A 25691-nucleotide genomic window follows, 5' to 3' on the forward strand; every position below is an offset into this window, starting at 1 on the left:
ATCATGAGCTTTCGCAATATTTCCGCCTGGTGCATCCGCAATCCGGTGCCGCCGATCGTCCTGTTCGTGCTGTTGCTGCTGGCGGGGGTCGTCAGTTTCAACCGGATGGACGTGAACGATCAGCCCGACGTCGAATTTCCGCTGGTGCAGGTCATGGTGGCACAGCCCGGCGCGGCGCCGACCGAGCTCGAAACGCAGGTGACGCAGCGTATCGAGGCAGCGGTTCGCGGCGTCAGCGGCGTCGACGAAATGTCGTCCTACGTCAACGAGGGCAGCAGCTCGACGATGATCCAGTTCGCGATCGGGACCCCGATCGATCGCGCCTATAACGACGTCAATCAGGCGGTTCAGCAAATTCGCAGCGAGCTGCCCGAAGGCATTCTCGAGCCGCAGGTCGTGCGCGTCGACGCCGCGGGCGGACCGATTACCTATTTCGCGGTCGAGGCGACCGACATGACGCTCGAACAGCTGTCGTGGTTCGTCGACAATACGGTGGCGAAGGAACTCCTCTCGATCCCCGGCATGGCGAAGGTCAGCCGTTCGGGCGGGGTCGATCGCGAAATCCGCGTCATCCTCGATCCCGCACGGATGCAGAGCTATGGCCTGACCGCAAGCCAGGTGAACCAGGAATTGCGCCAGGTGAACCTCAACGCCGCCGGCGGACGTACCGAGATCGCGGGCGCCGAACAGGCGGTCCGCGTACTCGGCAATGCGGCGAGCGCCTTCCAGCTTGGTGAGACGCGTATCTCGATTGGCAACGGGCGCACCATTCGCCTCTCGGATGTGGCCAAGGTGACCGACGGCTATGCCGAGCAGCGCAATCTCGCGAAGATCCGCGGCAAGCAGGTGCTGAGCTTTGCGATCGAAAAGGCCAAGGGCTCGTCGGACGTCACGATCCACGACGAGACGATGAAGAAGCTCGCCGAGATCACCAAGAACAACCCGAAGGTCGATTTCAAGATCCTCTTCACGCGCACCGACTACACCAAGGAACAATATCGCAGCTCGATGGCGGCGATGGTCGAGGGCGCCGTGCTGGCGGTCGTCGTCGTATTCCTCTTCCTGCGCGACTGGCGCGCGACGTTGATCAGTGCGCTGGCGATCCCGCTGTCCGCCATTCCGACCTTCTGGTTCATGGACATGATGGGCTTTTCGCTGAACGCCCTGTCGCTGCTCGCGCTCAGCCTCGTCGCCGGGGTGCTCGTTGACGATGCGATCGTCGAGATCGAGAATATCGTCAGACATATGCGGATGGGCAAGACCGCCTATCAGGCGTCGATCGACGCTGCCGACGAGATCGGGCTCGCGGTCGTCGCGACGACGATGTCGATTGTCGCGGTCTTCCTCCCGGTCGCGTTGATGCCGGGCATTTCGGGCCAGTTCTTCATCCAGTTCGGCATGACCGTCGTCTTCGCGGTGCTGATGAGCCTTGCCGTCGCGCGCATGATCACGCCGATGATCGCCGCCTATTTCCTGTCCGCGCAGGGCGAGCAGGCACACGCCGAAGGGCCATGGATCGACCGGTATGAACGAGTCCTCGCGTGGACGCTCGACAACAGCAAGCACAAGGCCGTGCGCGAGCGTTTCGAGGCCGTGCAGACCCGGCTCGCCTTCCTTTTTGTTCCGCTGCTGCTCGCGGCCGTGACGGTCGTCTTCTCGATCGTCTCCTATTTCCAACCGGTTCCCCCGGGGGGAAGCCGCCCGAACACGGCGCTGCACTTCCTGTTGCAGACGCCGGCGATAGCGATCGTTACTTTCCTGCTGACCAGCCTGCTCGCGATCCTGCTTGGGGCGTTGGCATGGAAGATCGGTGTGCGCCAGTTCGCCTTCACCAATTGGGCGAAGTTCATGGTCCAGCGCGCCTGGGCGCGACTGTACGACCACCGTGTCTGGATTGTCGGTATCGGCGGGGCCGCCTTCGTGACGAGCATCATCCTGTTCGCGGTGCTGCCGCAGCAGTTCCAGCCGACGATCAACAGCGACTACAGCCAGGTCAAATATGAGCTGCCGCCGGGTTCGACGCTGGCGCAGAGCGAGCATATCTCCGACCAGATCAACACGATCCTGTCGGGCGACAAGAATGTCGAAAATGCCTTCTACGACGTCAACGTCGGCGGCGGCGGCGTCTATATCACGCTGAAGAAAAAGCGCGAGGTGACGAGCGTCGAATGGGAACGTGCGCTGCAACCGAAGATGGCGGCGATTCCCGACGCCCGCGTGAGTTTCCAGAGCCAGTCGGGCGGCTTTTCCGGGCGCGATATCACCATGGTGATCGGCGGCGACGATCCGGTCGCGCTCGAAAAACATGCGATGAAGATCGTCGGCGAAATGCGCGGGCTCAAGGAAATCCGTTCGCCGCGGATCGAGGGCGATATCCCGCGCCCCGAAATCATCGTGACGCCGCGTACTGACCTTGCCGCTGATCTGGGCGTGACGACGGCGGCGCTCAGCCAAACGATCCGCATCGCGACGCTTGGCGATATCGACCAGAATGCGGCCAAATTCTCGTTGTCTGATCGCCAGATTCCGATCCGCGTCTTGCTGTCCGAAGATTCGCGGCGCAGCCTGTCGACGATCGAGAACCTGCCTGTGCCGACGTCGCGCGGCGTGACGGTGCCGCTCAAATCGGTGGCGGAGATTGGCTTTGGTGCCGGCCCCACCGAACTGCGCCGCTATAACCAGACGCGGCGCATCGTGATCGGTGCCGACCTGGCGCCGGGGCTGGTAACGGGCAACGCCCAGCAAAAGATCGACGCGCTGCCTGCGGTGAAGACCATGCCGCAGGGCATCCGCAAGATCGTGCAGGGCGAAGCCAAATGGCAGGGCGAACTGATCAAGAATTTCATCATCGCGGTGGTGGCGGGCCTGATGCTCGTCTTCTCGACGCTGGTACTGCTCTATCGCCGTTTCGTGTCGCCGCTCGTCAACATGTCGTCGCTGCTGCTGGCGCCGCTCGGCGGCCTGCTGGGGCTCGTCGTCGCCGGCATGGCGATTTCGATGCCGGTCTATATCGGCCTGCTGATGCTGCTCGGCATCGTCGCCAAAAACTCGATCCTGCTCGTCGACTTCGCGATAGAGGAGATGGATCAAGGAGTCGGCAAGATGGAGGCGTTGCTCGACGCGGGCCGCAAGCGCGCGCAGCCGATCGTCATGACGACGGTCGCGATGGTCGCGGGCATGGTGCCGACGGCCTTGTCGCTGTCGGGCGACGGGGCGTGGCGCGCGCCGATGGGCGTCGTCGTGATCGGCGGCCTGATCCTATCGACGCTGCTGACGCTGTTGATCGTTCCTGCCGGCTTCAGCCTTGCCGACAGCATCGAGAAGCGTCTCGGCCGCTTCTTCGCGCGCAACCTGCTGACGTACCAGCCCGGCGACGATACGAAGCCGCACTCGGCGCCCGCGCCACATCCGGCCGAATGATGCGGCGCGGCGCGGCGGCCGGCCGCGCCGGTTGCAACCTTTGCGCAAAGCCGCCATTTGAATGGTGATGACGGACAGCAATTCTTCGGAAGACCTTGGCGCACGCCCCCGGGGCATCGGCGTCGCCGTGCCGACCGGCGGGTTCAACATCCGCGTCGTTGCGACGGGCATGCTGGTCGTCATGGCATTCGTCTTCTTCGCCGCGAAATATTATCAGGACGTCCACCCGGCGATCGGCTTCGTCCGCGCCTTTGCCGAGGCAGCGATGGTCGGGGGGCTCGCCGACTGGTTCGCGGTGACGGCGCTGTTCCGGCATCCGATGGGGCTGCCGATCCCGCACACCGCCATCGTGCCGCGCAACAAGAACCGCATCGGCGATACGCTCGCACGCTTCCTGCTCACCAATTTCCTGCTGCCGCGGCTGATCGCACGCAAGATGCAGACGGTCGACGTCGCGGGCGCGGTCGGCAAATTCCTCTCCGAACCGGGTGAGGGCGGCGGGCGGTTGCGGCTCGGCGCGTCGCGCATCATCGCCGACGGGCTCGGCGCGCTCGACCAGCAGCGGCTCGGCGGGATGGTGAAATCGGCGATCGCCGACCGCCTGCGCGAACTCGACGTCGCACCCCTACTTGGTCAGGCCCTGCAGGCTGCGCTTGCCGAGGGGCGGCATCAGCCGCTGCTCGACGCGATGGTCAAATGGGGGTCCAAGACGCTCGAACTCAACGAACATCTGATCCACCAGATGGTCCACGACAACAGCAACGCGATCGTCCGCTTCACCGGGCTCGACGAGAGCATCTCGAACCGCATCGTCGCAGGGCTGTCGAAGCTGCTCAGCGAAATGGCGGTCGACGAAACGCACCCGCTGCGTATCCGGGTCGAGGAAGGGCTCACGAAGATGGCGCTCGACCTCCAGCACGATCCCGAGGTGCAGGCAAAGGTAGCCAAGGTGCGCGACGAGTTGCTCGAGAACAAGGCGGTGAAGCGCTGGCTCGACGGGCTTTGGGAGCAAGGCCGCACCGCGCTGCTCAAGGCAGCGCGCAACCCCGACACGATGCTGGCAGGCCGCATCGGCGAACTTGTCACCCAGTTTGGCAGCATGCTGGGCGAGGACGCCGCGATCAAGCGCACACTCAACCGTTATGCGCGCCGCGCCGTAGTCGGCATGGTCGACAGCTATGGCGAAACCGCGCTCAAACTGGTGTCGGACACGATCCGCGGCTGGGATGCGAAGACGATCACCGACCGGCTCGAGAATGCCGTCGGCGACGACCTCCAATATATCCGCATCAACGGGACGCTGGTCGGTGGACTGGTCGGCGTGCTGATCCACACGGTCGACGTGCTGCTCTAGCGGCAGGCCGCCAGCCCTTCGCGAAACGTCGGATACTTCGGCGTCCATCCCAGCAGCCGCTTTGCCTTGCCGTTCGCGATGCGGCGGTTCTCGGCATAAAAGGCGCGCGCGGCGGACGACAGCCCGGCTTCGTCGAGTGTCTGGAGTGGCGGCAGCGGCGCGCCGAGCATCGTGCAGCCCCATTCGACGAGCCGGTTCTGATGGCAGGGTTCGTTGTCGGCGAGATTATACACGCCCGCCGGTCCCCGGAAGGATGCGATCACGCCGCTCGCGATATCGTCGACATGGACGCGGCTGAAGACCTGGCCGGCCAGGGCGATGCGGTGCGCGCGGCCTTCGCCGATCCGGTCGAGGATCGAGCGGCTAGGGCCGTAGATGCCGGGCAGGCGGAAGATGCGGACATCGCTGCGCAGCGCCCCCCATGCGGCGTCGGCGGCGTTGCGATCGGGGCGGCGGCCCTTGACCGGCGCGCTTTCGTCGACCCATGCGCCGCCTGCATCGCCATAGACGCCGGTCGAGGAGAGATAGCCGAGCCAGCCCGCCGGCGAGAGGGCGATCGCTTCGCCGTAGCGCGCGAGGACGGGATCGATCCCCTCGGCCGGCGGCACCGAAGACAGGACGTGCGAGGCATCGCGCAGCGCGATCAGGACCGCCGTCTCGTCGGCGAAGGCGATATCGTCGCCGCGACCGTCGCGCGTCGTTCCGATCACCTCCCAGCCGCGTGCGCGCAAGCGGCGGGCAAGGTGGCCCGCCGCGTAACCCATTCCGAAAATCAGCATATGTGCCATCGCGCGCCTTATTGCGCGTCGGCGGCGCCATGCCTAGATCGTTTAGATGACCGACCTCTCTTCCACGCCCGCGATTCCCGTTACCATCCATCGCGGCGATTACGCCGCGCCCGAATGGGAAATTCCCGACATTGCGCTCGATTTTGCGCTGGGTATCGGTGAAACGCGGGTCAGCGCTGCGCTGTCGGTCGTCCGAAACACGGCTGCCCCCGCGCCGCTGCTGTTGCGTGGCGACGGCTTGACCGCGGCCGAGGTGCGCGTCGACGGCGCGGTGTGGAACGACTGGCGGATGGAGGGCAGCGACCTGATCGTCGAACTTGGCGATCGCACGGCGGCGGTGGTCGAGGTCGATACGGTGATCGAACCCGCATCGAACACCCAGCTCATGGGCCTTTATGCGTCGAACAATATGCTGTGCACCCAGTGCGAGGCCGAGGGTTTTCGCCGCATCACCTTCCATCCCGACCGGCCCGATGTGCTCAGCCGTTACAAGGTGCGGATGACCGGCGACAAGGCGGCCTTCCCGATCCTGCTGTCGAATGGCAATTGCGTCGGGCAAGGAGAAGATGGGAGCGACCACTGGGCGCTCTGGGAAGACCCATGGCCGAAGCCGTCCTATCTTTTTGCGCTCGTCGCTGGCGACCTTGTCGTCAATCGCGACAGCTTCACGACGATGTCGGGGCGCAAGGTCGAACTCGGCATCTGGGTCCGCAAGGGCGACGAAGCGCGCACGGGTCATGCGATGAAGGCGCTGAAGGACAGCATGGCGTGGGACGAGCGCGTCTATGGCCGCGAATATGATCTCGACCTGTTCAACATCGTCGCGGTCAGCGACTTCAACATGGGGGCGATGGAGAACAAGGGGCTCAACATCTTCAACACCCGCTACATTCTCGCCGATCCCGACACCGCGACCGATATCGATTTCGATGGGGTCGAAGGTGTCGTAGCGCACGAATATTTCCACAACTGGTCGGGCAATCGCGTCACCTGCCGCGACTGGTTCCAATTGAGCCTGAAGGAAGGCTTCACCGTCTTTCGCGATCAGAATTTCTCGGCCGACATGGGCTCGCCGCCGGTCAAGCGGATCGAGGACGTCCGCCTGCTCCGCGCCGCGCAATTCCCCGAGGACGCGGGGCCGCTTGCGCACCCCATCCGTCCCGACAGCTATCAGGAAATCTCGAACTTCTACACCGCGACCATCTACAACAAGGGCGCCGAGATCATTCGCATGATGGCGACGCTGCTTGGGCCCGAGCGCTTTCGCAAGGGCACCGACCTCTATTTCGACCGTCACGACGGCGAAGCGGCGACCTGCGAGGATTTCGTTCGTGCGATGGAAGAGGGCGGCGAGATCGACCTCGGCCAGTTCCGCCGCTGGTACGAGCAGGCCGGGACGCCGCGGCTGTCGCTGGCGCTGGCGCAAGACGGCGACATCTGGTCGCTCGATGTGACGCAGATCGTGCCGCCGACCCCGGGACAGCCCGACAAGGCGCCGATGATGATGCCGCTGCGGCTTGCCGCCTTCGCGATGGACGGCAGCGGCGCGGCGCTCTCTGATACGCTGGTGACGCTGACCGGCGTGACGCAGCGGATCCCGCTCGGCCGCTTCGCATCGCGGCCGGCGCTGTCGGTCAATCGCGGCTTCTCGGCGCCCGTGATTGTCGATTTCGAGCGCGCGCCGGGCGAACTTGCCTGGCTCGCCGCGCACGATGACGATCCCTTCGCGCGCTATGAGGCGCTCCAGCAACTGATGCTCGATACGCTCGTCGCCGCGGCCTCGGGCGACAAGGGTAACGCGCAGGCTGTCATCGATGCCGTCGCGCAAACGCTCGCAGGCGCCGCGACCGATCCGGCCTTCGTCGCCGAAGCGGTGCTGCTGCCCAGCGAGGCATTCATCGGCGACCAGATGGTGACGGTCGATCCCGACGCGATCCGGCGCGAGCGGCTGGCGCTGCAGGCGGCGATCGGCGTTGCGCTGGATCGCGAATGGCGCGCCGTGCTCGCGGGCGCCGCACCGTCCGCGACCGACCTGTCGAGCAAGGCGAAGGGCGGCCGGCGCCTCCGCGGCGTCGCGCTCGCCTATCTCGCGGCGACCGGGCAGGACGACATCCCGGGGCTCGCCTTCGCGATTTTCTCCGGCGCCGACGGGATGACCGAGCGGCAGGCGGCGCTCGCCACGCTGGCGCATGGCGACAGCGACGAGCGCTCCCATGCGCTCGACATCTTCTACCAGCGCTATCGCGACAATCCGCTCGTGCTCGACAAATGGTTCCAGGTGCAGGCCTGGTCGCTGCGCTCCGACACCGTCGATGCGGTGAAAGCGCTCGCGCAGCATCCGGATTTCACGCTGGCGAACCCCAATCGCGTGCGCTCGCTCTATGGCGCGTTCAGCGGCAATCAGGCGGCGTTTCACCAGGCCGATGGCGCGGGCTACCGGCTGATCGCCGACCTCGTCATCGCGCTCGATCCGAAGAATCCGCAGACCGCCGCCAAGATGATCCCGCCGCTCGGCCGCTGGAAACGTTTCGACGAAGCGCGGGGGGCGATGATGCGTGCGGAACTCGAACGCATCCTTGCCCAGCCGGGGCTGTCGCGCGACGTGACCGAACAGGCAAGCAAGAGCCTGGCGGGATAGGGCTTTACTGGCGGACGTAGTCGCTGCCGCGCGCCAGAAAGGTGCGGCGGAGATGAATACGTCCGCCATCGCCGAATTGCCACATATCGGCGAAGCCTATGTTGCGCGCGTCCCCCGCGGCGCCGGTGCCGTCGAAATGGCCGATGGCGACGACCAGATCGCCGTCGTCGCTGGAAACCATCGCTTCGATATGATGGACACCGCGGATGCGGCGTTCCTCGCGAAAGAAGCGGGCGATGGCGGGGCGGCCGGTATAGACGGTCTCGGCGCGTTCATAGATTGCGTCGTCATCGAACAGGTCGACGACCCAGTCGGTGTCGCAGCGGTCGATACGTGCGTAATATTCGCGGATGATATGCGTCGTCACCGCTGGCCCCCGGCGGCGCGAATGCGATCCTCGGCAATGGCATTGGCGATCGCACCCGTGCCCGCACCGGTTTTGGCCGCGGTTTCGAAAATCTCGCGAAACGTCGCGGCCAGCCCTTCGATATGCTCGGCGAGCCGGGCGGGGGCCCATGTCGAGCGCTGGTAGTGGAGATTGACGATCCCACCCGCGTTGGCGAGGAAATCGGGGCAATAGGTGATGCCCGCCGCGCGCAGCCGGAGGTCGTCGTCGGGGGTCGCGAGCTGGTTGTTCGCGCCGCCGACCACGACCTTCGCCCTGAGTTCGGGGATGCTGCGTTCATTGAGGACCGCGCCAAGCGCGTTGGGGGAGAAGATATCGGCGTCGATCCGGTGCACTTCGTCGATGCCGCAAAGCGCCGCGCCGGTTTCCGCCGCGACCTCGCGCGCCAGAGTCTCGTTCGCATCGGCGACCCAGATTTGCGCCCCGGCATCGGCGAGCAGCCGGACAAGCCGTCCGCCGACATTGCCGACCCCCTGCACCGCGACGCGGCAACCCTCCAGCGTCGGGCGGCCGAGGGCAAGCTCCGCCGCGGCGCGCATGCACACGAAAACGCCTTCTGCGGTTGACTGCGACGCGTCGCCGGCTTCGGGCAGGGTGCCCGCGGAAAAGCGCGTCCGCGTGCCGATGGTCCTGACATCGTCGAGCGTCGAACCCGAATCGAACGAGGTGATATAGACGCCATTAAGGCTCTCGACGAAATCGCCCATCGCTTCGAGCAGGGCGCGGGTCTTGTCGGTGCGCGGATCGGCGATGATCACCGCCTTGCCGCCACCATAAGGGATGTCGGCGATCGCGGTTTTATACGTCATGCCGCGCGACAGGCGGAGGACGTCGTTGAGCGCGGCATCGGGCGTCGCATAGGGACTGATCCGGCACCCGCCGATCGCGGGGCCGCGGCTGTCGTCGTGGACGGCGATGATCGCCGAAAGGCCCGAAGCGTCGTCGTGGCGCGCGGTGACCAGCTTGTGCCGGTCGAATGACGGATGGTGTTGAAACATCGCTTCCTCCTGCGGAGGAATGTCGCAGGAGGGGCGGGTAATTTCATTCAGGATGGTTGCGATAAATCGTCAATATGGGTAACGATGATACCTCATACTGACCATTGCGATAAAATATATGATCTTGGACACGATTGATCGCCGAATCATTTCGCTGTTGCAGGAAGATGGCGGCCTTTCGATCGCCGAGCTTGCCGAAAAGCTCGGAATGACCCCGCCGCCCTGCTGGCGGCGCGTCCGGGCGCTCAAGGAAAAGGGTGTCCTCCGGCGTCAGACATGGCTGGTCGATCCTGCCGCGCTGGGCCTGACCATCGAGATATTCGCGACGGTCAAGCTCGTCGCCCACGATCCGCAGGCGACCTCTGCGTTCCGGCAGCAGGTGCAGGAAATTCCCGAAATCCTCGAATGCTATATCCTGCTCGGCGGGATCGACGTGCTGCTCAAGGTCATCGTCCCCGACATCGGCTATTACGAGAAATTCTTCTACGAAACGCTCTCGCAGCTTCCCGCGGTGGGGGAAGTGACGTCGAGCGTCGTGATGAGCGAGGTCAAGCGGACGTCGAGCCTGCCGCTCGGCCACGCCGGCGGGTGAGCGTCGGCCTTAGCTGCCGAGCCAACCCGCGATATCGACCGCGACCTTGTTCGCCGCGGCGGTGAGCGCCTCGCCGACTGGTTTCGCCTCGACCTTCCCGATCGGTTCGCGCGCCTCGAAGCGTCGCTGGGTGACGCTCTTGCCGCCTGTGTTGACGAGCATCGCCTGATAGACGACGACCGCCTCGTTCGTCGCCGCATCGACGCCGAATTCCATGAGCTGCCCGGCGAGCTGGTCGCCCGGCGCGGTCAGATATTGGCCTTCGTCGAGAACAACGCGCGACGTGCGCGCTGCGACGGTCTCGGACACCAGCCGCTGGAACAGGCGCGGCGGCGCTTCGACCCATTGTGCATCCTTGACATAGGCGATGCTGGCATTGTCCTGCTGGACCGGAATGCGCACCGTGCGCAGTTTCTGCGGCGCGGTCGGAATGAGGATGGTCAGCGTCGCGGCTTCGCTGGCCGTGCGTGCTTCGCCGGCGACGGGAGCCGCTGCCGCGTCGAGGGTCAGCAGGAAAGGCGGGGTCTTGCCGCCCAGGCTGACGCAGGCCGAAAGCGAAACGGCGGCGCCAAACAGGATGGGGACGCGCAGCGGCAGGGTGCGAAGGCGGCGGAGCATAAGCAGAGTCCTCATGGTTTATAGTCGGGCAGCTTGCTGCCGCCGATCACGGCGCCGGCGCCCTGCTGGTCGAGCTTGTCGGTCAGGCTCGACAGCGTCGACGATGTCCGGCGGAGGTCGCGGATCAGGGCGTTGGCTTCGGGAACGGTGGTTTCGCTGAAGGTCTGGAGGCCGGGGCGCGCGTCGGCGATGGCCGCTTCGAGCGTCGCCATCGACGCGCTCGCCGATTTCAGTGTGTCGCGCAGATTGGCCATTGCCGGGTCGACATTGCGGTCGATCGTGCCCTGTGCCGACGCCGCGAGATTGCCGATCTGTTCGGCGGCGTTGCCCGTTTGCTGGATCGCGATCCGCGTGTCGGCGAGCGCCTTCTCGATCGCGGGGCCGTTGCGGGCGAGGATCGCGGTCGACTGCTCGACATTTTTGAGGATCGCGGCGAAGCTTTCCTGATTGCGGTCGTCGGCGAGTTCGGCAAGCCGTTCGGAGAGCGTCGACAATCGCTGCAGGAGCTGCGGCGCGGTATTGAGCAATTCGCCGAGACCGCCCACGCGCGTCGGGATCACCGGCTTCCCCGCCGGGCCCTTGTCGGTGATCGGCGGTGCGCCCTTGACCGCGCCGTCGAGCGAGATCTGCGACACGCCGGTGAAGCCGACGCCCTCCAGGGCCGCAGTCGTTCCCTGCAGCACCGGAACATTCTCGTTCACCTCGATGCGCACGCGGACGAACTGCGGATCGTCGGGCCACAGCGCGATTTCACGCACCTGTCCTGCCGGGACGCCCGAGAATTGCACCTGCGCGCCCTTGTTCAGCCCGTCGACCGACTGTTTGAAAAAGATGTCATATTCGCGCTTGTCGCCGCCGCTGTCGTTGGCGAGCCAGACGACGAAAAAGGCGAGAGCCGCCGTAAAGAAGAGAACGAAGGCGCCGACGAGGACGTTGTTCGAGCGTGTTTCCATCAGCTTTTCCTATCGCCGCCCAAGACATTTGTCTTCGCGGTTTGGTTCCCACTCGCCGCAGCACGGCCGCGCGGTCCGTTGAAATAATCCTGTATCCACGGATGCTCGGTGGCAAGCAGTTCCGGGATCGTGCCGACCGCGATCACCTTCTTTTCGGCGAGCACCGCGACGCGGTCGCAGGTCGCGTAAAGCGAATCGAGATCGTGGGTGATCAGGAAGACGGTGAGGCCCATCGTATCGGCGAGCTCGCGGATCAGCTCGTCGAACTTCGCGGCGCCGATCGGGTCGAGCCCGGCGGTCGGTTCGTCGAGGAAGAGCAGCGCGGGGTCGAGCGCGAGCGCGCGAGCGAGGCCAGCGCGCTTGACCATGCCGCCCGACAGTTCGGCGGGGTATTTGGGGCCGGCATCGGGTGGCAGGCCCACCATCGCGACCTTGTAGGCAGCGATTTCGTCGAGCAACCGCTGGTCGAGCCGCGGATAATATTCGCGCAGCGGTACCTGGATATTCTCGGCAACGCTCAGCGTCGAGAAGAGCGCGCCGCCTTGGAACATCACCCCCCAGCGGCGGCGCAGGTCGCGCGATTCCTCTTCATCGGCGATGGTGTCGAGCGTCTTGCCATAAACCTCGATCTCGCCGGCGTCGGGGGTCTGCAAGCCGATGATCGAGCGCATCAGCACCGACTTGCCGGTGCCCGAGCCGCCGACAACACCCAATATCTCGCCCGAGCGCACGTCGAGGTCGAGCCCGTCGTGGATCACCGCATCGCCGAATTTGTTGACGAGACCGCGGATGCAAATGGCATTTTCGAACTTTTCGGGGCGCACCGCATCGGCTGCCGCCAGTTCCTCCGCAATCTCTTCCTTCAACTCTTCGCTCATCAATTCCATCCGATCGAAGAGAAGAAAACCGCGAAAAAGGCATCGAGGACGATGACGAGAAAGATCGCGGCGACCACCGCCGACGTCGTGCGCTTGCCGACTTCCTCGGCGTTCTGGCGGACCTGCATGCCTTCATAACAGCCGGTGACGCCAACGAGCAGCCCGAATACCGGCGCTTTGATCAGCATCGCCCAGAAATCGGTCATCGGGATGATGTCGCGCAGCATCTGGATATAGGTGAGCGGGGCGATTTCCAGCCCGATCCAGCAGAAGACGCCGCCGCCGATGATGGCGCAGATGCTGGCATAAAAGCCGAGCAGCGGCATCAGGATGGTGGCGGCCGCGACGCGCGGCAAGACGATCGCTTCCATCGGCGAGACACCGATGGTGCGCATCGCGTCGATTTCCTCGGTCAGCTTCATCGTGCCGATCTGCGCGGCGAAGGCCGATCCCGACCGGCCGGCGACCATGATCGCGGTCATCAGCAGGCCAAGTTCGCGGATCGAGGCGCGGCCGACGAGGTTGATCGTGAACACCTCGAGCCCGAACTGGCGGAGCTGGACGGCGCCCTGCTGCGCGATGACGATCCCGATCAGGAAGGTCATCAGGCCGATGATGGGAAGCGCGTCGACCCCGACGGTCTGGAAGCGGGTAACAATGGCATTCCAGCGCAGCCGCCGCCGGGCCCGAATCTGGGTGCCGAGCGCGATGATCATCGCGCCGAAAAAGCCGACGATGCCGAGCAATTCGTGCCACACTGCGACACTCGCGGTGCCGACCTGTTCGAGCATGCGGATCAGCGGCGAGCGGCGGTCGCGATGGACGCGATATTCGCTCTTGTCCTCGGCCAGCGCGTCGAGCAGCCGCTGAGCTTCCTCGCTCGCCCCGGTGACTTTGGCCCCATGTTCATTGACCGTGCGCGTCACGATCCACGCGCCGACCGTGTCGATGCGGTCGATTCGCGACAGGTCGAGCGTCGCAATCGGCCCGAGCGCCTCGAGCCGCGCGGGCACGTCGTTCAGCCGCGCGAGCGTCAGCCGCCCCGAAAAGCGCACATCGGCGCCGCCGGTCCCCTCATCATATTCAAAATCAGCCTTGGCCACCATCTTGCGGGCGACCCTGTATTATTTGCCCTGGAACGGCAAGCGAATCCCGCCCTCTTGGCCGCCGGGCGGCCAGCGGCTAGAGCGGCGGAATGGAAGCGCCGCCGCCTGCCCCGACGATCGACTATACCCATCGCGTCGCGATGTACGACATGGACCGGACGATCACGCGGTCGGGCACCTACAGCGGTTTCCTGATGCATGTGGCGCAGCGGCGCCAGCAATGGCGGCTGCTGCTGCTGCCGCTGGTCGGTCTCGCCGGCCTTGCCTATGCGGCACGGCTGATCGACCGGTCGCGGCTCAAGGCGATCAATCTTCGCTTGCTCGTCGGCAAGCGCTTTCCTCGCTCCGAAATTGCCCCGCTCGCCGAAAGCTATGCCGACAAGGTGATTGCGCGCGGTTTGCATCCGGCCGCGCTCGAACAGATCGCCGCCGACCGCGAGGCGGGGTACCGCCTGCTCCTCGCGACCGCATCCTTCCACCTTTATGTCGATGCCATCGCCGCGCGGCTGGGCATCGACGACGTGCTGGCAACGCAGCTCGACGAGCCCGATGGTGCAGACCATATCCACGCGCGACTGTCCGGCGACAATTGCTATGGCGAAGCGAAGTTCGCGCGCATCTCCGACTGGCTCGAACGCAATGCGATCACGCGCGACGCCGCGCATATCCGCGCCTATTCGGACCATGTCTCCGATCACCCGATGCTGCACTTCGCCGACGAGGGGGTGGCGACAACACCGTCGCGCAAGCTTAAGCGGCTGGCGCCGCAAATGGGCTGGCAGGTGGTCGATTGGCGCGCGAAGCGCAGGCGCTAGACTGCGTCGAGCGCCTGCGCGAAATCGGCGGTCAGGTCGTCGGCATTTTCGATCCCGATCGACACGCGCACCAGATTGTCGGTGATGCCGAGCGCCTTCTTGCGCTTGTCGGGTACCGACAGATGGGTCATCGCCGCGGGATGGCTGGCGAGCGTTTCGGTGCCGCCGAGGCTGACCGCAAGCTTGGCGATCTTGAGCGCGTCGAGGAAACGGAAGCTTTCTTCCTCGCCACCCTTGATGAAGAGCGAAAAGGTCGATCCCGCGCCCGAGCAATGGCGGTCGAAAATGTCCTTCTGCCGCGGATCGCTGATGAAGCCCAGATAGCCGAGGCCTTCGACCTTGGGATGATCGCGCAGGAAAGTGCAGACCTTCAGGGCGTTCTCGCCCGCACGGCTCATGCGCAGTTCGAGCGTCTCGAGGCTACGCAGCAGCATCCATGCCGTGTTGGGGTCGCAGATCGTGCCGATCGTATTGCGCATCGGGCGGATCGCATCGATCAGCCGCTGGTCGCCCGACACGCCGCCCGCGACAAGGTCCGAATGGCCGCCGGCATATTTGGTCAGGCTGTAGACGATGAGTTCGGCGCCCTGCCGGAGCGGCTTTTGCCAGAGCGGGCCGAGGAAGGTATTGTCGATCGCGATCGCCGGCTTTTGCTCGCCGGGGAACGCGGCATCGCGCGCCGCGCGCACCGCTTCGACATCGACGAGCGCGTTGGTCGGGTTCGCGGGGCTTTCGAGATAGACGAGCGCAACCTTGCCACCCTTCTCGGCAGCGAGCGCGGCGGCGCGGGCGAGGATCGCGTCGAGTTCCTCGCGCGTCGCGCCGGCCGGGAAATCGACGAAGCTGATCCCGAAGCGCGACAGGATGCGCGCGATCAGCGTCTCGGTCGCGGCATAGAGCGGGCCCGAATGAACGATCACGTCATTCTGGCCGACGAGAGCAAGGAGCAGCGTGGCGATCGCCGACATGCCGCTCGAAAAGACGAGGCAGTCGTCGGCACCGTCCCAGACCGCGAGCCGGTCCTCGAGGATCTCCTGGTTCGGGCCGTTGAAACGCGAATAGACGAGGCCGTCGGCGGGGCCTTCGCGCTTCCCCGTGATATGCTCGAAGAAACGCTTGCCCGCCGCGGCACTTTCGAAGGCGAAGGTCGAGGTCAGGAAGATCGGCGGCTTCAGCGAGCCTTCGGACAGCACCGGGTCATAACCGAGTCCCATCATCAGCGTCGCGGGGCTGAGTTCCCTGTCGCCGATTTTCTTGCTGTTCGTCTTGGGTTTGCCGCGCATGGCCATGGGACTGCTCCGTTCAGTGGATGCGCCCTTATAGCGGCCCCGGTTTCCTTTGATACTATATTGCGCGGGTCAGTCTTCGACGATCAGGCTCCGCTCGCGTGTCTCGGGGAGGAGCAGCGTCGCGACGCCCGCCATCGCAATGACGAAGGCGACATAGAAATAAAAGGCGCGCTCGATACCCGCGTCCTTCAGACCAAGCGCGACGATTTCGAGCGTCCCCGCGAACAGCGCATTGCCGATCGCATAGGGAAGCGCGACGCCCAGACCCCGGATGTGCGCCGGGAACAGCTCGGCCTTCACCAGCGCGTTGTTCGCGCTGTAGCCGCTCTGCAGCGTCAGCGGGATCATGATGAGCAACGCCGCGACGACCGGCGAGGTCACCGTCTCCAGCGTCATGAAGGTCGGCACCGCCGCGATCGCACCGCCGATGCCGAACAGGAGCAGCATTGGCTTGCGCCCGAATTTGTCGGCCAGCGCCCCGAACACCGGCTGCATCGCGGTGAACCACAGCAGCGCGGCGGCGATGATATAGGTCGCGGTCGCCTTGTCGAAACCCACGGTGTTATAGAGGAATTTCTGCATATAACTGGTGTAGGTATAGGCGGCGAGGCCGCCGCCCGCCGACAGCATGCCGACAAGGATGCTCTCGCGCCGATGTTCGGTCCACAGCAGCTTGGCGGTCGAAACCGGGCGGTCGACCGCCTGATTCTCGAACGACGGCGTTTCGGCGAGGTTGCGGCGCAGCAGATAGACGCCGAGTGCGAGCAGCGCGCCGATGACGAAGGGAATGCGCCAGCCCCACGCGGTGAGCTCGGCCTCGGTCAGGAAGCCCTGCAACACCACGGCGACAAAGATCGCGCAGAGCTGGCCGCCGCACAGCGTCATATATTGGAAGCTCGCCCAGAAGCCGCGATGTTCGCGCGGTGCCATCTCGGACAAATAGGTCGCACTGGCGCCATATTCGCCGCCGAGCGACAGGCCCTGCAGCATGCGCGCGACGAGCAGCGTCGCGGGGCCGAGAAGCCCCGCCGTTGCATAGGTCGGCGCCACCGCGATCAGCATCGATCCGCTGAACATCAGCGCGACCGACAACGACAATCCTGCCTTGCGCCCGCGCGTGTCGGCAAAGCGCCCCATCACCCACGCGCCGATCGGCCGCATGACGAAACCGACCGCGAAAATCGCGGCCGAGTTCAGGAGCTGCGCGGTGGGATCGGCTTTCGGAAAGAAAACCGGGGCGAAATAGATGGCGAAGGCAGCATAAGCGAACCAATCGTACCATTCGACGAGATTGCCCGCCGAGCCGCCGATGATAGAAACCAGCCGCTTGCGTGGTATCGCCAACGCTTTCATTGCTTCCCCCGTTTTATCTTATCTCAGCCCAATTACCGATAGTTGGCGGCCATAGCTGTTTTCATTTTTGTGGCATGCGCGGCGATAGCTGAACCAGCTTTCGGCATCGGCATAAGTGTCCTGCCCGCCGATGGCAATTCGCGTCACCCCGGCGGCGGCGAGCCGCGCCGCGACATAGGCGGCGATATCGAACATTGCATGGCCGGCGCGGCCGGCGGCGAAGAAACGCTCGTTGGCCGGATCGTCGGAAAGAAAGCGCTGCACGAAGCCGTCGTCGACTTCGTAGGAGGCGCGGCCGATGCACGGACCGATGGCGACGGCAATGTCGCTGCGGCGGGCGCCGAGGCTTTCCATCGCGTCGAGCGTCGCATCGGTCACTCCGGCGATCGCGCCCTTCCACCCCGCGTGCGCGGCGCCTACGACGCCGGCTTCGCGATCGGCGAACAGCACCGGGACGCAGTCGGCGGTGAGGATGCCTAGCAGGACGCCCGGCCGGTTGGTGGCGAGCGCATCGGCTTCGGGGCGCGCGGCAAGGTCGCTATCTTCAGCAATGATAACGCAGCGATTTCCGTGGACCTGATAGAGCCCTGTCAGCGCCGCGCCGGGCAATATTGCTTCGGCGGCGCGCCGCCGGTTTTCGGCGATCAGCGCCGGATCGTCGCCCGAACCGAGGCCGCAGTTGAGCGAGGCGAGTTCGCCCGTCGATACGCCGCCGCGGCGGCCGAAGAAGCCGTGCGGAATGCCGTCCAGCGCGGCCGCGTTCTCGAACGGGGCGTTCACAGGTCGAGCCTGAAGAAGCGGTCTTCGTCGATATGATTGCCGACGCGAAAGGCGTTGCGTCCGACGTCGACGAAGCCATAGCGGCGGTAGAAAGCCTGGGCGCGGGCATTCTCCGTGAACACCGACAGGTAGAGGATCGCTGCGCGCTCGCGCGCCCAGGCGATGCCCCAGTCCATCAGCGCTGCGGCGATACCCGTGCCCTGCGCCGCCGGGCCGACATAAAGCTGGTGAAGTTCGGCCGCGTCGTCGCCCGGCTGGCCTTCGGGCAGGTCGAAATCGAGCGGGCCCATCTTGATGAAGCCGGCGATCGTGCCGTCGGCACCGTGCGCGAGGGCGATTGCCCACGCCGGATCGGCGATTTGAGCGCGCAATTTTTCGGGCGGGTTCCACCCCGCGAGAAAGGCCGAGAGGTCGGCGGGGTCATAGATATGCCCGAACGTATGGGTGAAGGTCTGGCTTGCGAACAGCGTCAGTTCGCCGACATCCGCGTCTGCGGCGGGGGTTATCTTCGTCATATTGCCTCTTCGCTTGCGTCAAAGCCTTCGGGATGCGGCCATTGCGGGGCGTAGAGCGCCATGGCCTTGAACAACGCGCCCATCGCGTCTGCATCGACGAGCCGGTCGCGCTGGCCCGCAAGCTCGTCGGCGCGACCGGGCGCTGCCGCTGCGAGCGCCGCCACGCGCGCGTCGATACCGAGCCGGCGCAACCAGTCGCCCTGGCCGACGGGCCCGGCGACACGCACCCCGGCGCTCTTGGCGGTATCGGCGAGGGGCGTGAAATCGACATGCGCGGTCAGGTCGACCTCGCCCGGATCGGCGAACGGATCGGCGAAGCAGTGCGCCTTGACCGCCTGCAGCGTGTCGCCCGCCGCGGGACCGCTATAACCATAGTCGATGACGAGCATCGCGCCGCCCTGCCGCAGAAGGCGGAAAGCGCAACTCTGCATGATCGCGGCAGAGGCGGGCGCGGTCTCCACGATCGTACCTTCGCCTTGCTCGCGCAGCACGGCGGGGACCGCCTCGTCGGCCGGGACATCGCCGGGCATCGGCACAAGATGACCGTGGCGCTCGACGTGACGCTCGCGCCAGCCCTCCGCCGTCCGGACATATTGATGGATCGGCAACGCATCAAAAAACTCGTTTGCGACGATCAGCAGCGGTGCATCGTCGGGCAGGTCGGCGATGTCGTCATGGTGGACAGCGGCGGGCAAGCGCGCGGATTGCGCAGCGCGCAGCACCGGGCTTGTCTCGACGAGGTGAACCCTCTGCGGCGCGCAGCCGAAGCGCGCCATCGTACGGAGCGCATCGGCAGCGAGCGTGCCGCGGCCGGGGCCGAGTTCGACATAGCGAAAGGCGGGGCTGCCGGCGCGCATCCACAGGTCGGCGATCCAGATGCCGACCAGTTCGCCGAACATCTGGCTGATTTCGGGCGCGGTGGTGAAGTCGCCCGCCGTGCCGAGCGGGTCGCGCGTCGCATAATAATGCGCGTTCGCCGCCGCCATATAGTCGGCGACCGTCATCGCCCGCGCCGCCGCGATCTGGATCATCAGATCGGCGGGGCCCGGCCGTCCGTCACGCAATGCTGTCGGTTCCCGCGACCGGTTCGATCCGCTGGCGGCGCCCCTTGGCGGTCGCGACCAGCCACACCCCCGCGACGAGCATCGGGACGGTCAGCGTCTGGCCCATCGTCAGCCCCCACGACAAGGTGCCGAGCTGGACGTCGGGTTCGCGCACGAACTCGACCGCGAAGCGGCTGAGGCCATAGATGATTGCCGCCAGCCCGAAGAGAAAGCCGGGCTTGTAGCGCGCGTCGGTGCGCCAGAAGCAGAAGGCGAGAATCGCGAACATGACGATGCCTTCGAGCCCGGCTTCGTAAAGCTGGCTCGGGTGACGCGGATCCATCGTGCCGCTGTCCGGAAAGATGATCGCCCACGGCACGGTCGTCGCGCGGCCCCACAGTTCGCCGTTCACGAAATTGGCGAGGCGGCCGAAGAAGAGGCCGAAGGGGACGACGCAGGCGATATAGTCGCAAAAACGCAGGAAGCTCAGCTTTTCCTTGCGGGTCACATACCAGATCGCGGTGAGCACGCCGATGACGCCGCCGTGGAGCGACATGCCGCCGTCCCACAGTTTGAAGATCGACAGCGGGTCGTTCAGATAGGAACCGAGGTTGTAGAACAATACATAACCGAGCCGCCCGCCGACGATGATCCCGAGCATCGCGTAGAAGATCATGTCGTCGGCGTGACGCCGCGCCATCGGTGCTCCGGGCTGCGCAATCAGCTTCAGCAGATACCAGTAACCGACGAAAATCCCGGCCAGATACGCCAGCGCATACCAGCGGATGGGGAGGCCGAAGACGCTGAACGCAATCTCGCTGTTCTCGCCCATCAGGTCGTGAAAGTTCACATATTGCGTTGCTTCGGCTAAGGTTGCAAAAAGAAACATAAAGTCTCGGACCCTTCCCCAGGAGAGGCCTTCCCCATAGGGGGTAAGGCGAGCGAGACCAAGAGGAGAGATGCCCGATGCCATCCGCGCTCGATTTGCGCCTGGACGCCGCCTATAATCTGATCACCGGTCCGGGCGGGCCGATCCAGGTCGGATCCATCGAACGTTTCGGACGCGAGGTGCCCTTCATCACAAATGCGCCGACCAACCTTGCCGATTATGTTGCCTATTTTTCCGCGCAGCATAGCGATGCGACCTTTCTGGTCGAGGGCGATGAACGGCTGTCGTTCAAACAGGTCTATGCCGCCGCACGCCAGGTCGCGGCCGGGCTGATCGACGGCTATGGCGTTGCGCGCGGCGACCGCGTCGGCATCGCGATGCGCAACGCCAACGCGTGGTGCGTGACCTATATCGGGGTGCTGCTCGCGGGCGGGTGCGCCACTTTGCTCAACGGCTGGTGGCAGGGCGGCGAACTCGCGGCGGGGATCGACGACAGCGAGACGAAACTCGTCATCGCGGATGTCCAGCGCGCGGCGCGGCTCGAAGAACCCGGCGTGAGCCATGGCGCCAAGGTCATCACGCTCGATATTGCGCAGCCGATCGACAAGGCGATCGCACCGATCACCGACGCTGGCGGCAACTCCGACACGGTGCTTCCCGTCCTCACCGGCGACGACCTTGCGACAATCCTCTTCACTTCCGGGTCGACGGGCCAGTCGAAGGGCGCCTATTCGCGTCATCGCGCGGTGGTGCAGGGGATCTTCAACTATGTGACGCAGACGGCAAGCATCGTCCATTTGCTGACCGAAGAAGGGCTGATGTCGGACATCCAGCCGGCGACGCTGATCTGTACTCCCTTGTTCCACGTTACCGCCGAAATCCCGGTGTTCCTGCAAAGCTTCGCGCTGGGGCGCAAACTCGTCCTGATGCCCAAATGGAATGCCGAGGAGGCGATGCGGCTGATTCAGGACGAGCAGGTCAACTATTTCGTCGGCGTGCCGCTGATGAGCTATGAGATCCTCACCCATCCGAACCGCAAGAATTACGACCTGTCGACGTGCAAGAGCTACGCCGGCGGCGGCGCGCCGCGGCCGCCCGAGCATGTGAAGCGATTGTCGGAAGAGATGGGCGACGCCAAGCCGCTGCTCGGTTACGGGCTTACCGAAACCAATGCGGTCGGTTGCGGCATCATCAACGAAAACTACCTGGCCAAGCCGCTGTCGACGGGGCCGGCGTCGAAACCGCTCGTCGACCTTGCGATCCTCGACGACAATGGCAATGCCCTTGCGCAGGGACAGGTCGGCGAAGTGTGCATCCGGTCGATCGCCAATTTCGAAGGCTATTGGAACAACGAAGCGGCGACCAGGGCGGCCTTCTTCGACAATGGCTATTTCCGCACCGGCGATCTCGGTTATCTCGACGAAGACGGCTATCTGTTCATCGTCGACCGCAAGAAGGACATCATCATCCGCGGCGGCGAGAATATCAGCTGTCAGGAGGTCGAGGCGGCGATCTACGAACATCCCGAGGCGAATGAATGCGCCGTCTTCGGGCTGCCCGACGAACGGCTCGGCGAAGTCGTCGGGGCGGTGGTCTGGATGAAACCCGGCAGCACGGTGACTGCGGAGGATATGTGCTCGTTCCTCAGCGCGCGGCTTGCCCCCTATAAGGTGCCGTGCAAGATCTGGATGTCGAACGCCGCGCTGCCCAAGCTGGGCAGCGAAAAGATCGACAAGGTCACCCTGCGCCGTCAATATCGCGAAGAATATGCCGCGGAGGCGGTCGCGTAGCGAAACGCCCCCTTGACCGTCATCCCGGCGAAGGCCGGGATCTCGACCTGGCATTTTGACGCGCCGTTGAGATCCCGGCCTTCGCCGGGATGACGGTATGTGAGCAGGATGGAGGGTCATGGACGAGATCGCTGCTCTGGCTTCTCCGCCGACGAAGCGCGTCTATCGCCACCGGATGCCGACGCGTATCTGGCACTGGGTCAATGCGGTGACCCTGCTCATCCTGCTGATGAGCGGGCTGATGATCTTCAACGCGCATCCGCGCCTCTATTGGGGCCAATATGGCGCGAACGCCGACCATGCCTGGTTCGCGATCGGATCGACCCCGCAAACCGGCTTCGTGCGGATCGGCAGGGCGCGGATCGAGACGACCGGCGTGCTCGGGCGCTGGACCGACGCCAGGGGTGTCGAACAGACGTGGGCCTTTCCCGGCTGGGCGACGATCCCGACCAGCTACAGCCTTGCGGACGGGCGCCGCTGGCACCTGTTTTTCGCGTGGGTGCTGTCGGTCGCACTGACGCTCTACATGCTGTGGGCCCTGTTCGGCGGCCATCTGGCGAAGGATTTGCACATCCGGCGCGGCGAATGGTCGCTGCGGCATATCTGGCGGGACATCAAGGATCACGCCCGGCTGCGCTTTCCGCGGGGCGAGGCGGCGGCGCGTTATAATATCCTCCAGAAATTCAGCTATATCGGGGTCATATTCATCCTGCTGCCGCTGATGATCCTGACCGGGCTCACCATGTCGCCCGGGTTCAATGCCACCGCGCCGTGGCTGCTCGACCTGTTCGGCGGGCGGCAGTCAGCGCGCTCGGTCCACTTCATCGCCGCATCGGCGCTCGTCCTCTTCTTCCTTGTCCATATCGTCATGGTGCTGCTCGCCGGGCCGGTGAACGAGGTCCGCTCGATGATCACCGGCTGGTTTCGCCTGCCACCCGAACGGAACGCGGCGCCATGAGCGGCCTCATCTTGCCGCGGCGGCGCCTGATCGCGCGCGCCGGCGGGCTGGTCGCGGCGGCGGGCGCGCTGCCGCTACTCTCCGGTTGCGACGCGATCAACGAGGCGCCCGCGGTGCGCAAGATATTGTCGATGGGCGAGGTGATGCACCAGCATAGCCAGCGCGCGCTGACCGATCGCGATGCGCTGGCGCGCGAGTTCACCCGCGCCGACCTGTCGCCGGTCTTCCGCTCGAACGGCACGAAACTTCCGTCCGGGGGAGATTATGCCGCGCATGCCGCTACCGGCTTTGCGGACTGGCGAATACAGGTCACGGGACTTGTTGCGCATCCGCTGTCGCTGTCGATGGCCGAGATCCGCGCGATGCCGCAGCGCACCCAGATCACCCGCCAAGATTGTGTCGAGGGCTGGAGCGCGATCGGCCAGTGGACGGGGCCGCAGCTCAGCCGCATCCTTGCCGCCGCCGGGCTCCGCGACAACGCGCGCTACATCGTCTTTCGCTGCGCCGACCGGATCGGCGACGCGCTCTATTATGAGAGCTGCGACCTTGTCGACGCGCTGCACCCGCAGACGATCATGGCGTGGGCGCTCAACGATGCGGTGCTGCCGATCGCCAATGGCGCGCCGCTGCGCCTGCGCATCGAACGACAGCTTGGTTACAAGCATGCCAAATATGTGAATGCGATCGAGGCGGTCGCCAGTCTCGATGCGATCGGCGCGGGCAAGGGCGGCTATTGGGAAGACCGCATCGATTATGAATGGTATGCCGGGATTTGAAGACGGCTGCTTCTCGTTTATAGCCCTTTGATCGTTGATTCTATGTCGATTCTGAGCCCGTTCCTCTCCCGCGTTATTCGCCAGGGCCGGTTAACCGTCGTCGCTCCCGACGGAACGCAGGAAATATTCGGCGAACCCGCGACGGGCTTTCCCGAAGTCACGATCCGTTTTGCAAACCGCCGCGGTATGCGCCGGATCATCCTCGATCCGCGGCTCGGTGCCGCCGAAGCCTTCATGGACGGCGACCTGCAGATCGTCGAAGGCGACATTATGCAGCTCGTCGCGCTGATCCGCATGAACACGCCGTGGGATCGCGGCGCGAAGCTCAAGGACAAGACATGGCTCGGCCGGCGCGCCGACTGGCTCAAGACGCGGCTCGGATCGATCAACCGCCAGCGCCAGTCGCGCGCCAACGTCAAACATCATTACGACATCGGCAACGATCTCTATCGCCTCTTTCTCGACGCGGACATGCAGTATAGCTGCGCTTATTGGTCGCGCCCCAATATGACGCTCGAGGAAGCGCAGGAGGCCAAGAAGGCGCATATCGCGGCGAAGCTGGCGCTCGCGCCGGGGCAGCGGATCCTCGATATTGGTTGCGGCTGGGGCGGGATGGCGATCACGCTGGCGAAGCTCGAAAAGGTCGAGGTACTCGGGATTACCCTGTCGGAGGAGCAACTCGCGCTCGCCCGCCAGCGTGCGGCGGCGGCGGGGGTCGCTGACCGGGTGACGTTCGAGCTGATCGACTATCGCGATCTCGCCGCGCGCGAGCCGGGGCGGTTCGACCGGATCGTGTCGGTCGGCATGTTCGAGCATGTCGGCGCGGCCAATTTCGACACCTTCTTTCGCGCCGCTGCCAATCTGATGACCGCCGACGGGGTAATGTTGCTCCACACCATCGGCCGTTTCGGCAAGCCAGGCGCGACGGACGCCTTCACGCGCAAATATATTTTCCCCGGCGGCTATATTCCGGCGCTCAGCGAGACGCTGGCGGCGAGCGAGAAGAGCCGGCTGATCGTCACCGATGTCGAGACGCTGCGGCTGCATTATGCGCTGACCCTGCGCCAATGGTACGCGCGGACGCTGGCGCACGAGGCCGAGATCGTCCAAATGATGGGCGAGCGCTTTTTCCGGATGTGGACCTTCTATCTCGCCGGCGCGACCGCGGCGTTCGAGAGCGGCGGGATGGGTAATTACCAGATCCAGTTCGCGCGCAGCCGTCATGCCTTGCCGCTGACGCGCGATTATATCGGCGAGGCGGAAGCGCGCTACGCCGGGTAGCGCTCGTTCATCACGTCCCAGCTCAGCACGACGAGCTTTTCGAGCACGTCCAGATCGACGTCGGCAAGCTTGTTCACATAGAGGCACGACTTGCCGTTTTTATATTTGCCGAGCTCTGCCAGCAGCGCGTCGGCCTCGGGCTGACGGTCGCAATAGTGCCCCATCAGATAGAGCGTCATCGCCGCCTTGCGCGGGCTGAATCCGGCGCGGCACATCTTGCCCGAATGGCCGCTGTCATAGACATAGTCATAGCTGCCATAGCCGATGATCGACGGCCCCCACATCTTGGGCGCGAGGCCGGTGACGCGGCGGTGCATCGCGTCGATCACTGCCGCTTCCTCGCGCCGCCGCGCGTCGGGAACGGCGGAGATGAAGTCGGCGACGCTGATTTCGGTGGCCTTGGTCTTTATCTCGGTCTTGCCCATCGGCGGTCTCCCTGCCGGCAGAGTAG

23 protein-coding genes are annotated in these 25691 nt (G+C 64.9%); 9 read left to right on the top strand and 14 right to left on the bottom strand.

Features of this window, described 5'->3' with window-relative positions; translation table 11 throughout:
- Window positions 1–3: 3 nt before the first annotated feature.
- Window positions 4–3420, top strand: coding sequence for an efflux RND transporter permease subunit (locus tag AN936_RS03680; protein WP_054586951.1), 3417 nt, complete (start codon window positions 4–6; stop codon window positions 3418–3420).
- 67 nt (window positions 3421–3487) lie between these two features.
- Window positions 3488–4774, top strand: coding sequence for a DUF445 domain-containing protein (locus AN936_RS03685; protein ID WP_420496834.1), 1287 nt, complete (start codon window positions 3488–3490; stop codon window positions 4772–4774).
- On the opposite strand, the gene AN936_RS03690 is transcribed toward AN936_RS03685, so the two are convergent.
- Window positions 4771–5562 carry an epimerase gene (locus AN936_RS03690; protein WP_054586952.1) on the bottom strand — a complete coding sequence of 264 codons (792 nt, stop codon included), beginning with the start codon at window positions 5560–5562 and terminating at the stop codon, window positions 4771–4773. The two genes, AN936_RS03685 and AN936_RS03690, sit on opposite strands and share 4 nt — an antisense overlap.
- Window positions 5563–5608: 46 nt before the next feature.
- Here AN936_RS03690 and pepN point away from each other — a divergent pair, with 46 nt between their 5' ends.
- Window positions 5609–8200 (top strand): aminopeptidase N, encoded by a 2592-nt coding sequence (gene pepN, locus AN936_RS03695; protein WP_054586953.1) that lies wholly within the window; start codon window positions 5609–5611, stop codon window positions 8198–8200.
- Between the two features lie 4 nt (window positions 8201–8204).
- Here the strand turns inward: pepN and AN936_RS03700 are convergent, their stop codons facing one another.
- Both AN936_RS03700 and AN936_RS03705 read right to left on the bottom strand, forming a co-directional pair.
- Entirely contained in the window at window positions 8205–8567 is a 363-nt protein-coding gene (locus tag AN936_RS03700) for a nuclear transport factor 2 family protein (protein WP_054586954.1), read from the bottom strand.
- Window positions 8564–9604 carry a Glu/Leu/Phe/Val family dehydrogenase gene (locus AN936_RS03705; protein ID WP_054586955.1) on the bottom strand — a complete coding sequence of 347 codons (1041 nt, stop codon included), beginning with the start codon at window positions 9602–9604 and terminating at the stop codon, window positions 8564–8566. The genes AN936_RS03700 and AN936_RS03705 overlap by 4 nt, the downstream gene beginning before the upstream one ends.
- A 118-nt stretch (window positions 9605–9722) precedes the next feature.
- Between AN936_RS03705 and AN936_RS03710 the strand changes: the two genes are divergently transcribed.
- Window positions 9723–10196, top strand: coding sequence for an Lrp/AsnC family transcriptional regulator (locus AN936_RS03710; RefSeq protein ID WP_054586956.1), 474 nt, complete (start codon window positions 9723–9725; stop codon window positions 10194–10196).
- Window positions 10197–10205: 9 nt separating this feature from the next.
- Here AN936_RS03710 and AN936_RS03715 read toward each other — a convergent pair whose 3' ends face one another.
- Genes AN936_RS03715 through AN936_RS03730 form a run of 4 tightly spaced genes read right to left on the bottom strand, consistent with a single transcriptional unit; the run spans window position 10206 to window position 13751 of the window.
- Window positions 10206–10814, bottom strand: a complete 609-nt coding sequence (locus AN936_RS03715) for an ABC-type transport auxiliary lipoprotein family protein (RefSeq protein ID WP_054586957.1) — start codon at window positions 10812–10814, stop codon at window positions 10206–10208.
- Between the two features lie 11 nt (window positions 10815–10825).
- Window positions 10826–11767: an MlaD family protein gene (locus AN936_RS03720; protein ID WP_054586958.1), complete on the bottom strand. Its 942-nt coding sequence runs from the start codon at window positions 11765–11767 to the stop codon at window positions 10826–10828.
- The gene (locus tag AN936_RS03725) at window positions 11767–12654 is read right to left on the bottom strand and encodes an ABC transporter ATP-binding protein (protein ID WP_420496835.1); all 888 of its coding nucleotides are present in this window, start codon (window positions 12652–12654) and stop codon (window positions 11767–11769) included. Before AN936_RS03725 ends, AN936_RS03720 begins: the two co-directional genes overlap by 1 nt.
- Window positions 12645–13751: an ABC transporter permease gene (locus AN936_RS03730; protein ID WP_054586960.1), complete on the bottom strand. Its 1107-nt coding sequence runs from the start codon at window positions 13749–13751 to the stop codon at window positions 12645–12647. Before AN936_RS03730 ends, AN936_RS03725 begins: the two co-directional genes overlap by 10 nt.
- 89 nt (window positions 13752–13840) lie before the next feature.
- On the opposite strand from AN936_RS03730, the gene AN936_RS03735 reads away from it, so the two are divergent.
- Entirely contained in the window at window positions 13841–14566 is a 726-nt protein-coding gene (locus tag AN936_RS03735) for an HAD family hydrolase (RefSeq protein ID WP_084758155.1), read from the top strand.
- Here AN936_RS03735 and AN936_RS03740 read toward each other — a convergent pair.
- The 6 genes from AN936_RS03740 to lgt form a co-directional block, all read right to left on the bottom strand.
- Window positions 14563–15855, bottom strand: coding sequence for a cystathionine gamma-synthase family protein (locus AN936_RS03740; protein WP_054586961.1), 1293 nt, complete (start codon window positions 15853–15855; stop codon window positions 14563–14565). The two genes, AN936_RS03735 and AN936_RS03740, sit on opposite strands and share 4 nt — an antisense overlap.
- Window positions 15856–15924: 69 nt before the next feature.
- Complete coding sequence (locus AN936_RS03745) at window positions 15925–17208, bottom strand: MFS transporter (RefSeq protein ID WP_054586962.1); 1284 nt, start codon at window positions 17206–17208, stop codon at window positions 15925–15927.
- A gap of 18 nt (window positions 17209–17226) precedes the next feature.
- Window positions 17227–17988: a peptidoglycan editing factor PgeF gene (gene pgeF / locus AN936_RS03750; protein ID WP_054586963.1), complete on the bottom strand. Its 762-nt coding sequence runs from the start codon at window positions 17986–17988 to the stop codon at window positions 17227–17229.
- Window positions 17985–18503 carry a GNAT family N-acetyltransferase gene (locus AN936_RS03755; protein ID WP_054586964.1) on the bottom strand — a complete coding sequence of 173 codons (519 nt, stop codon included), beginning with the start codon at window positions 18501–18503 and terminating at the stop codon, window positions 17985–17987. Before AN936_RS03755 ends, pgeF begins: the two co-directional genes overlap by 4 nt.
- Window positions 18500–19534 carry a class I SAM-dependent methyltransferase gene (locus AN936_RS03760; protein WP_054586965.1) on the bottom strand — a complete coding sequence of 345 codons (1035 nt, stop codon included), beginning with the start codon at window positions 19532–19534 and terminating at the stop codon, window positions 18500–18502. Before AN936_RS03760 ends, AN936_RS03755 begins: the two co-directional genes overlap by 4 nt.
- 25 nt (window positions 19535–19559) lie before the next feature.
- Window positions 19560–20435, bottom strand: a complete 876-nt coding sequence (lgt, locus tag AN936_RS03765) for a prolipoprotein diacylglyceryl transferase (RefSeq protein ID WP_054586966.1) — start codon at window positions 20433–20435, stop codon at window positions 19560–19562.
- Between the two features lie 77 nt (window positions 20436–20512).
- Between lgt and AN936_RS03770 the strand changes: the two genes are divergently transcribed.
- The 4 genes from AN936_RS03770 (at window position 20513) to AN936_RS03785 (ending at window position 25240) form a co-directional block, all read left to right on the top strand.
- On the top strand, window positions 20513–22225 hold the full coding sequence (locus AN936_RS03770; protein ID WP_054586967.1) for a class I adenylate-forming enzyme family protein: 1713 nt from the start codon (window positions 20513–20515) through the stop codon (window positions 22223–22225).
- A 118-nt stretch (window positions 22226–22343) separates the two neighbouring features.
- Window positions 22344–23183, top strand: coding sequence for a cytochrome b/b6 domain-containing protein (locus tag AN936_RS03775; RefSeq protein WP_054586968.1), 840 nt, complete (start codon window positions 22344–22346; stop codon window positions 23181–23183).
- Window positions 23180–23959, top strand: coding sequence for a molybdopterin-dependent oxidoreductase (locus AN936_RS03780; RefSeq protein WP_084758156.1), 780 nt, complete (start codon window positions 23180–23182; stop codon window positions 23957–23959). The genes AN936_RS03775 and AN936_RS03780 overlap by 4 nt, the downstream gene beginning before the upstream one ends.
- Window positions 23960–24001: 42 nt before the next feature.
- Complete coding sequence (locus AN936_RS03785; RefSeq protein ID WP_054590089.1) at window positions 24002–25240, top strand: SAM-dependent methyltransferase; 1239 nt, start codon at window positions 24002–24004, stop codon at window positions 25238–25240.
- Here AN936_RS03785 and AN936_RS03790 read toward each other — a convergent pair.
- The gene (locus AN936_RS03790; protein WP_054586969.1) at window positions 25228–25665 is read right to left on the bottom strand and encodes a DUF1801 domain-containing protein; all 438 of its coding nucleotides are present in this window, start codon (window positions 25663–25665) and stop codon (window positions 25228–25230) included. The two genes, AN936_RS03785 and AN936_RS03790, sit on opposite strands and share 13 nt — an antisense overlap.
- Between the last annotated feature and the right edge of the window lie 26 nt (window positions 25666–25691).

This window comes from Sphingopyxis macrogoltabida, from assembly GCF_001307295.1.
Lineage (GTDB): Bacteria > Pseudomonadota > Alphaproteobacteria > Sphingomonadales > Sphingomonadaceae > Sphingopyxis > Sphingopyxis macrogoltabida_B.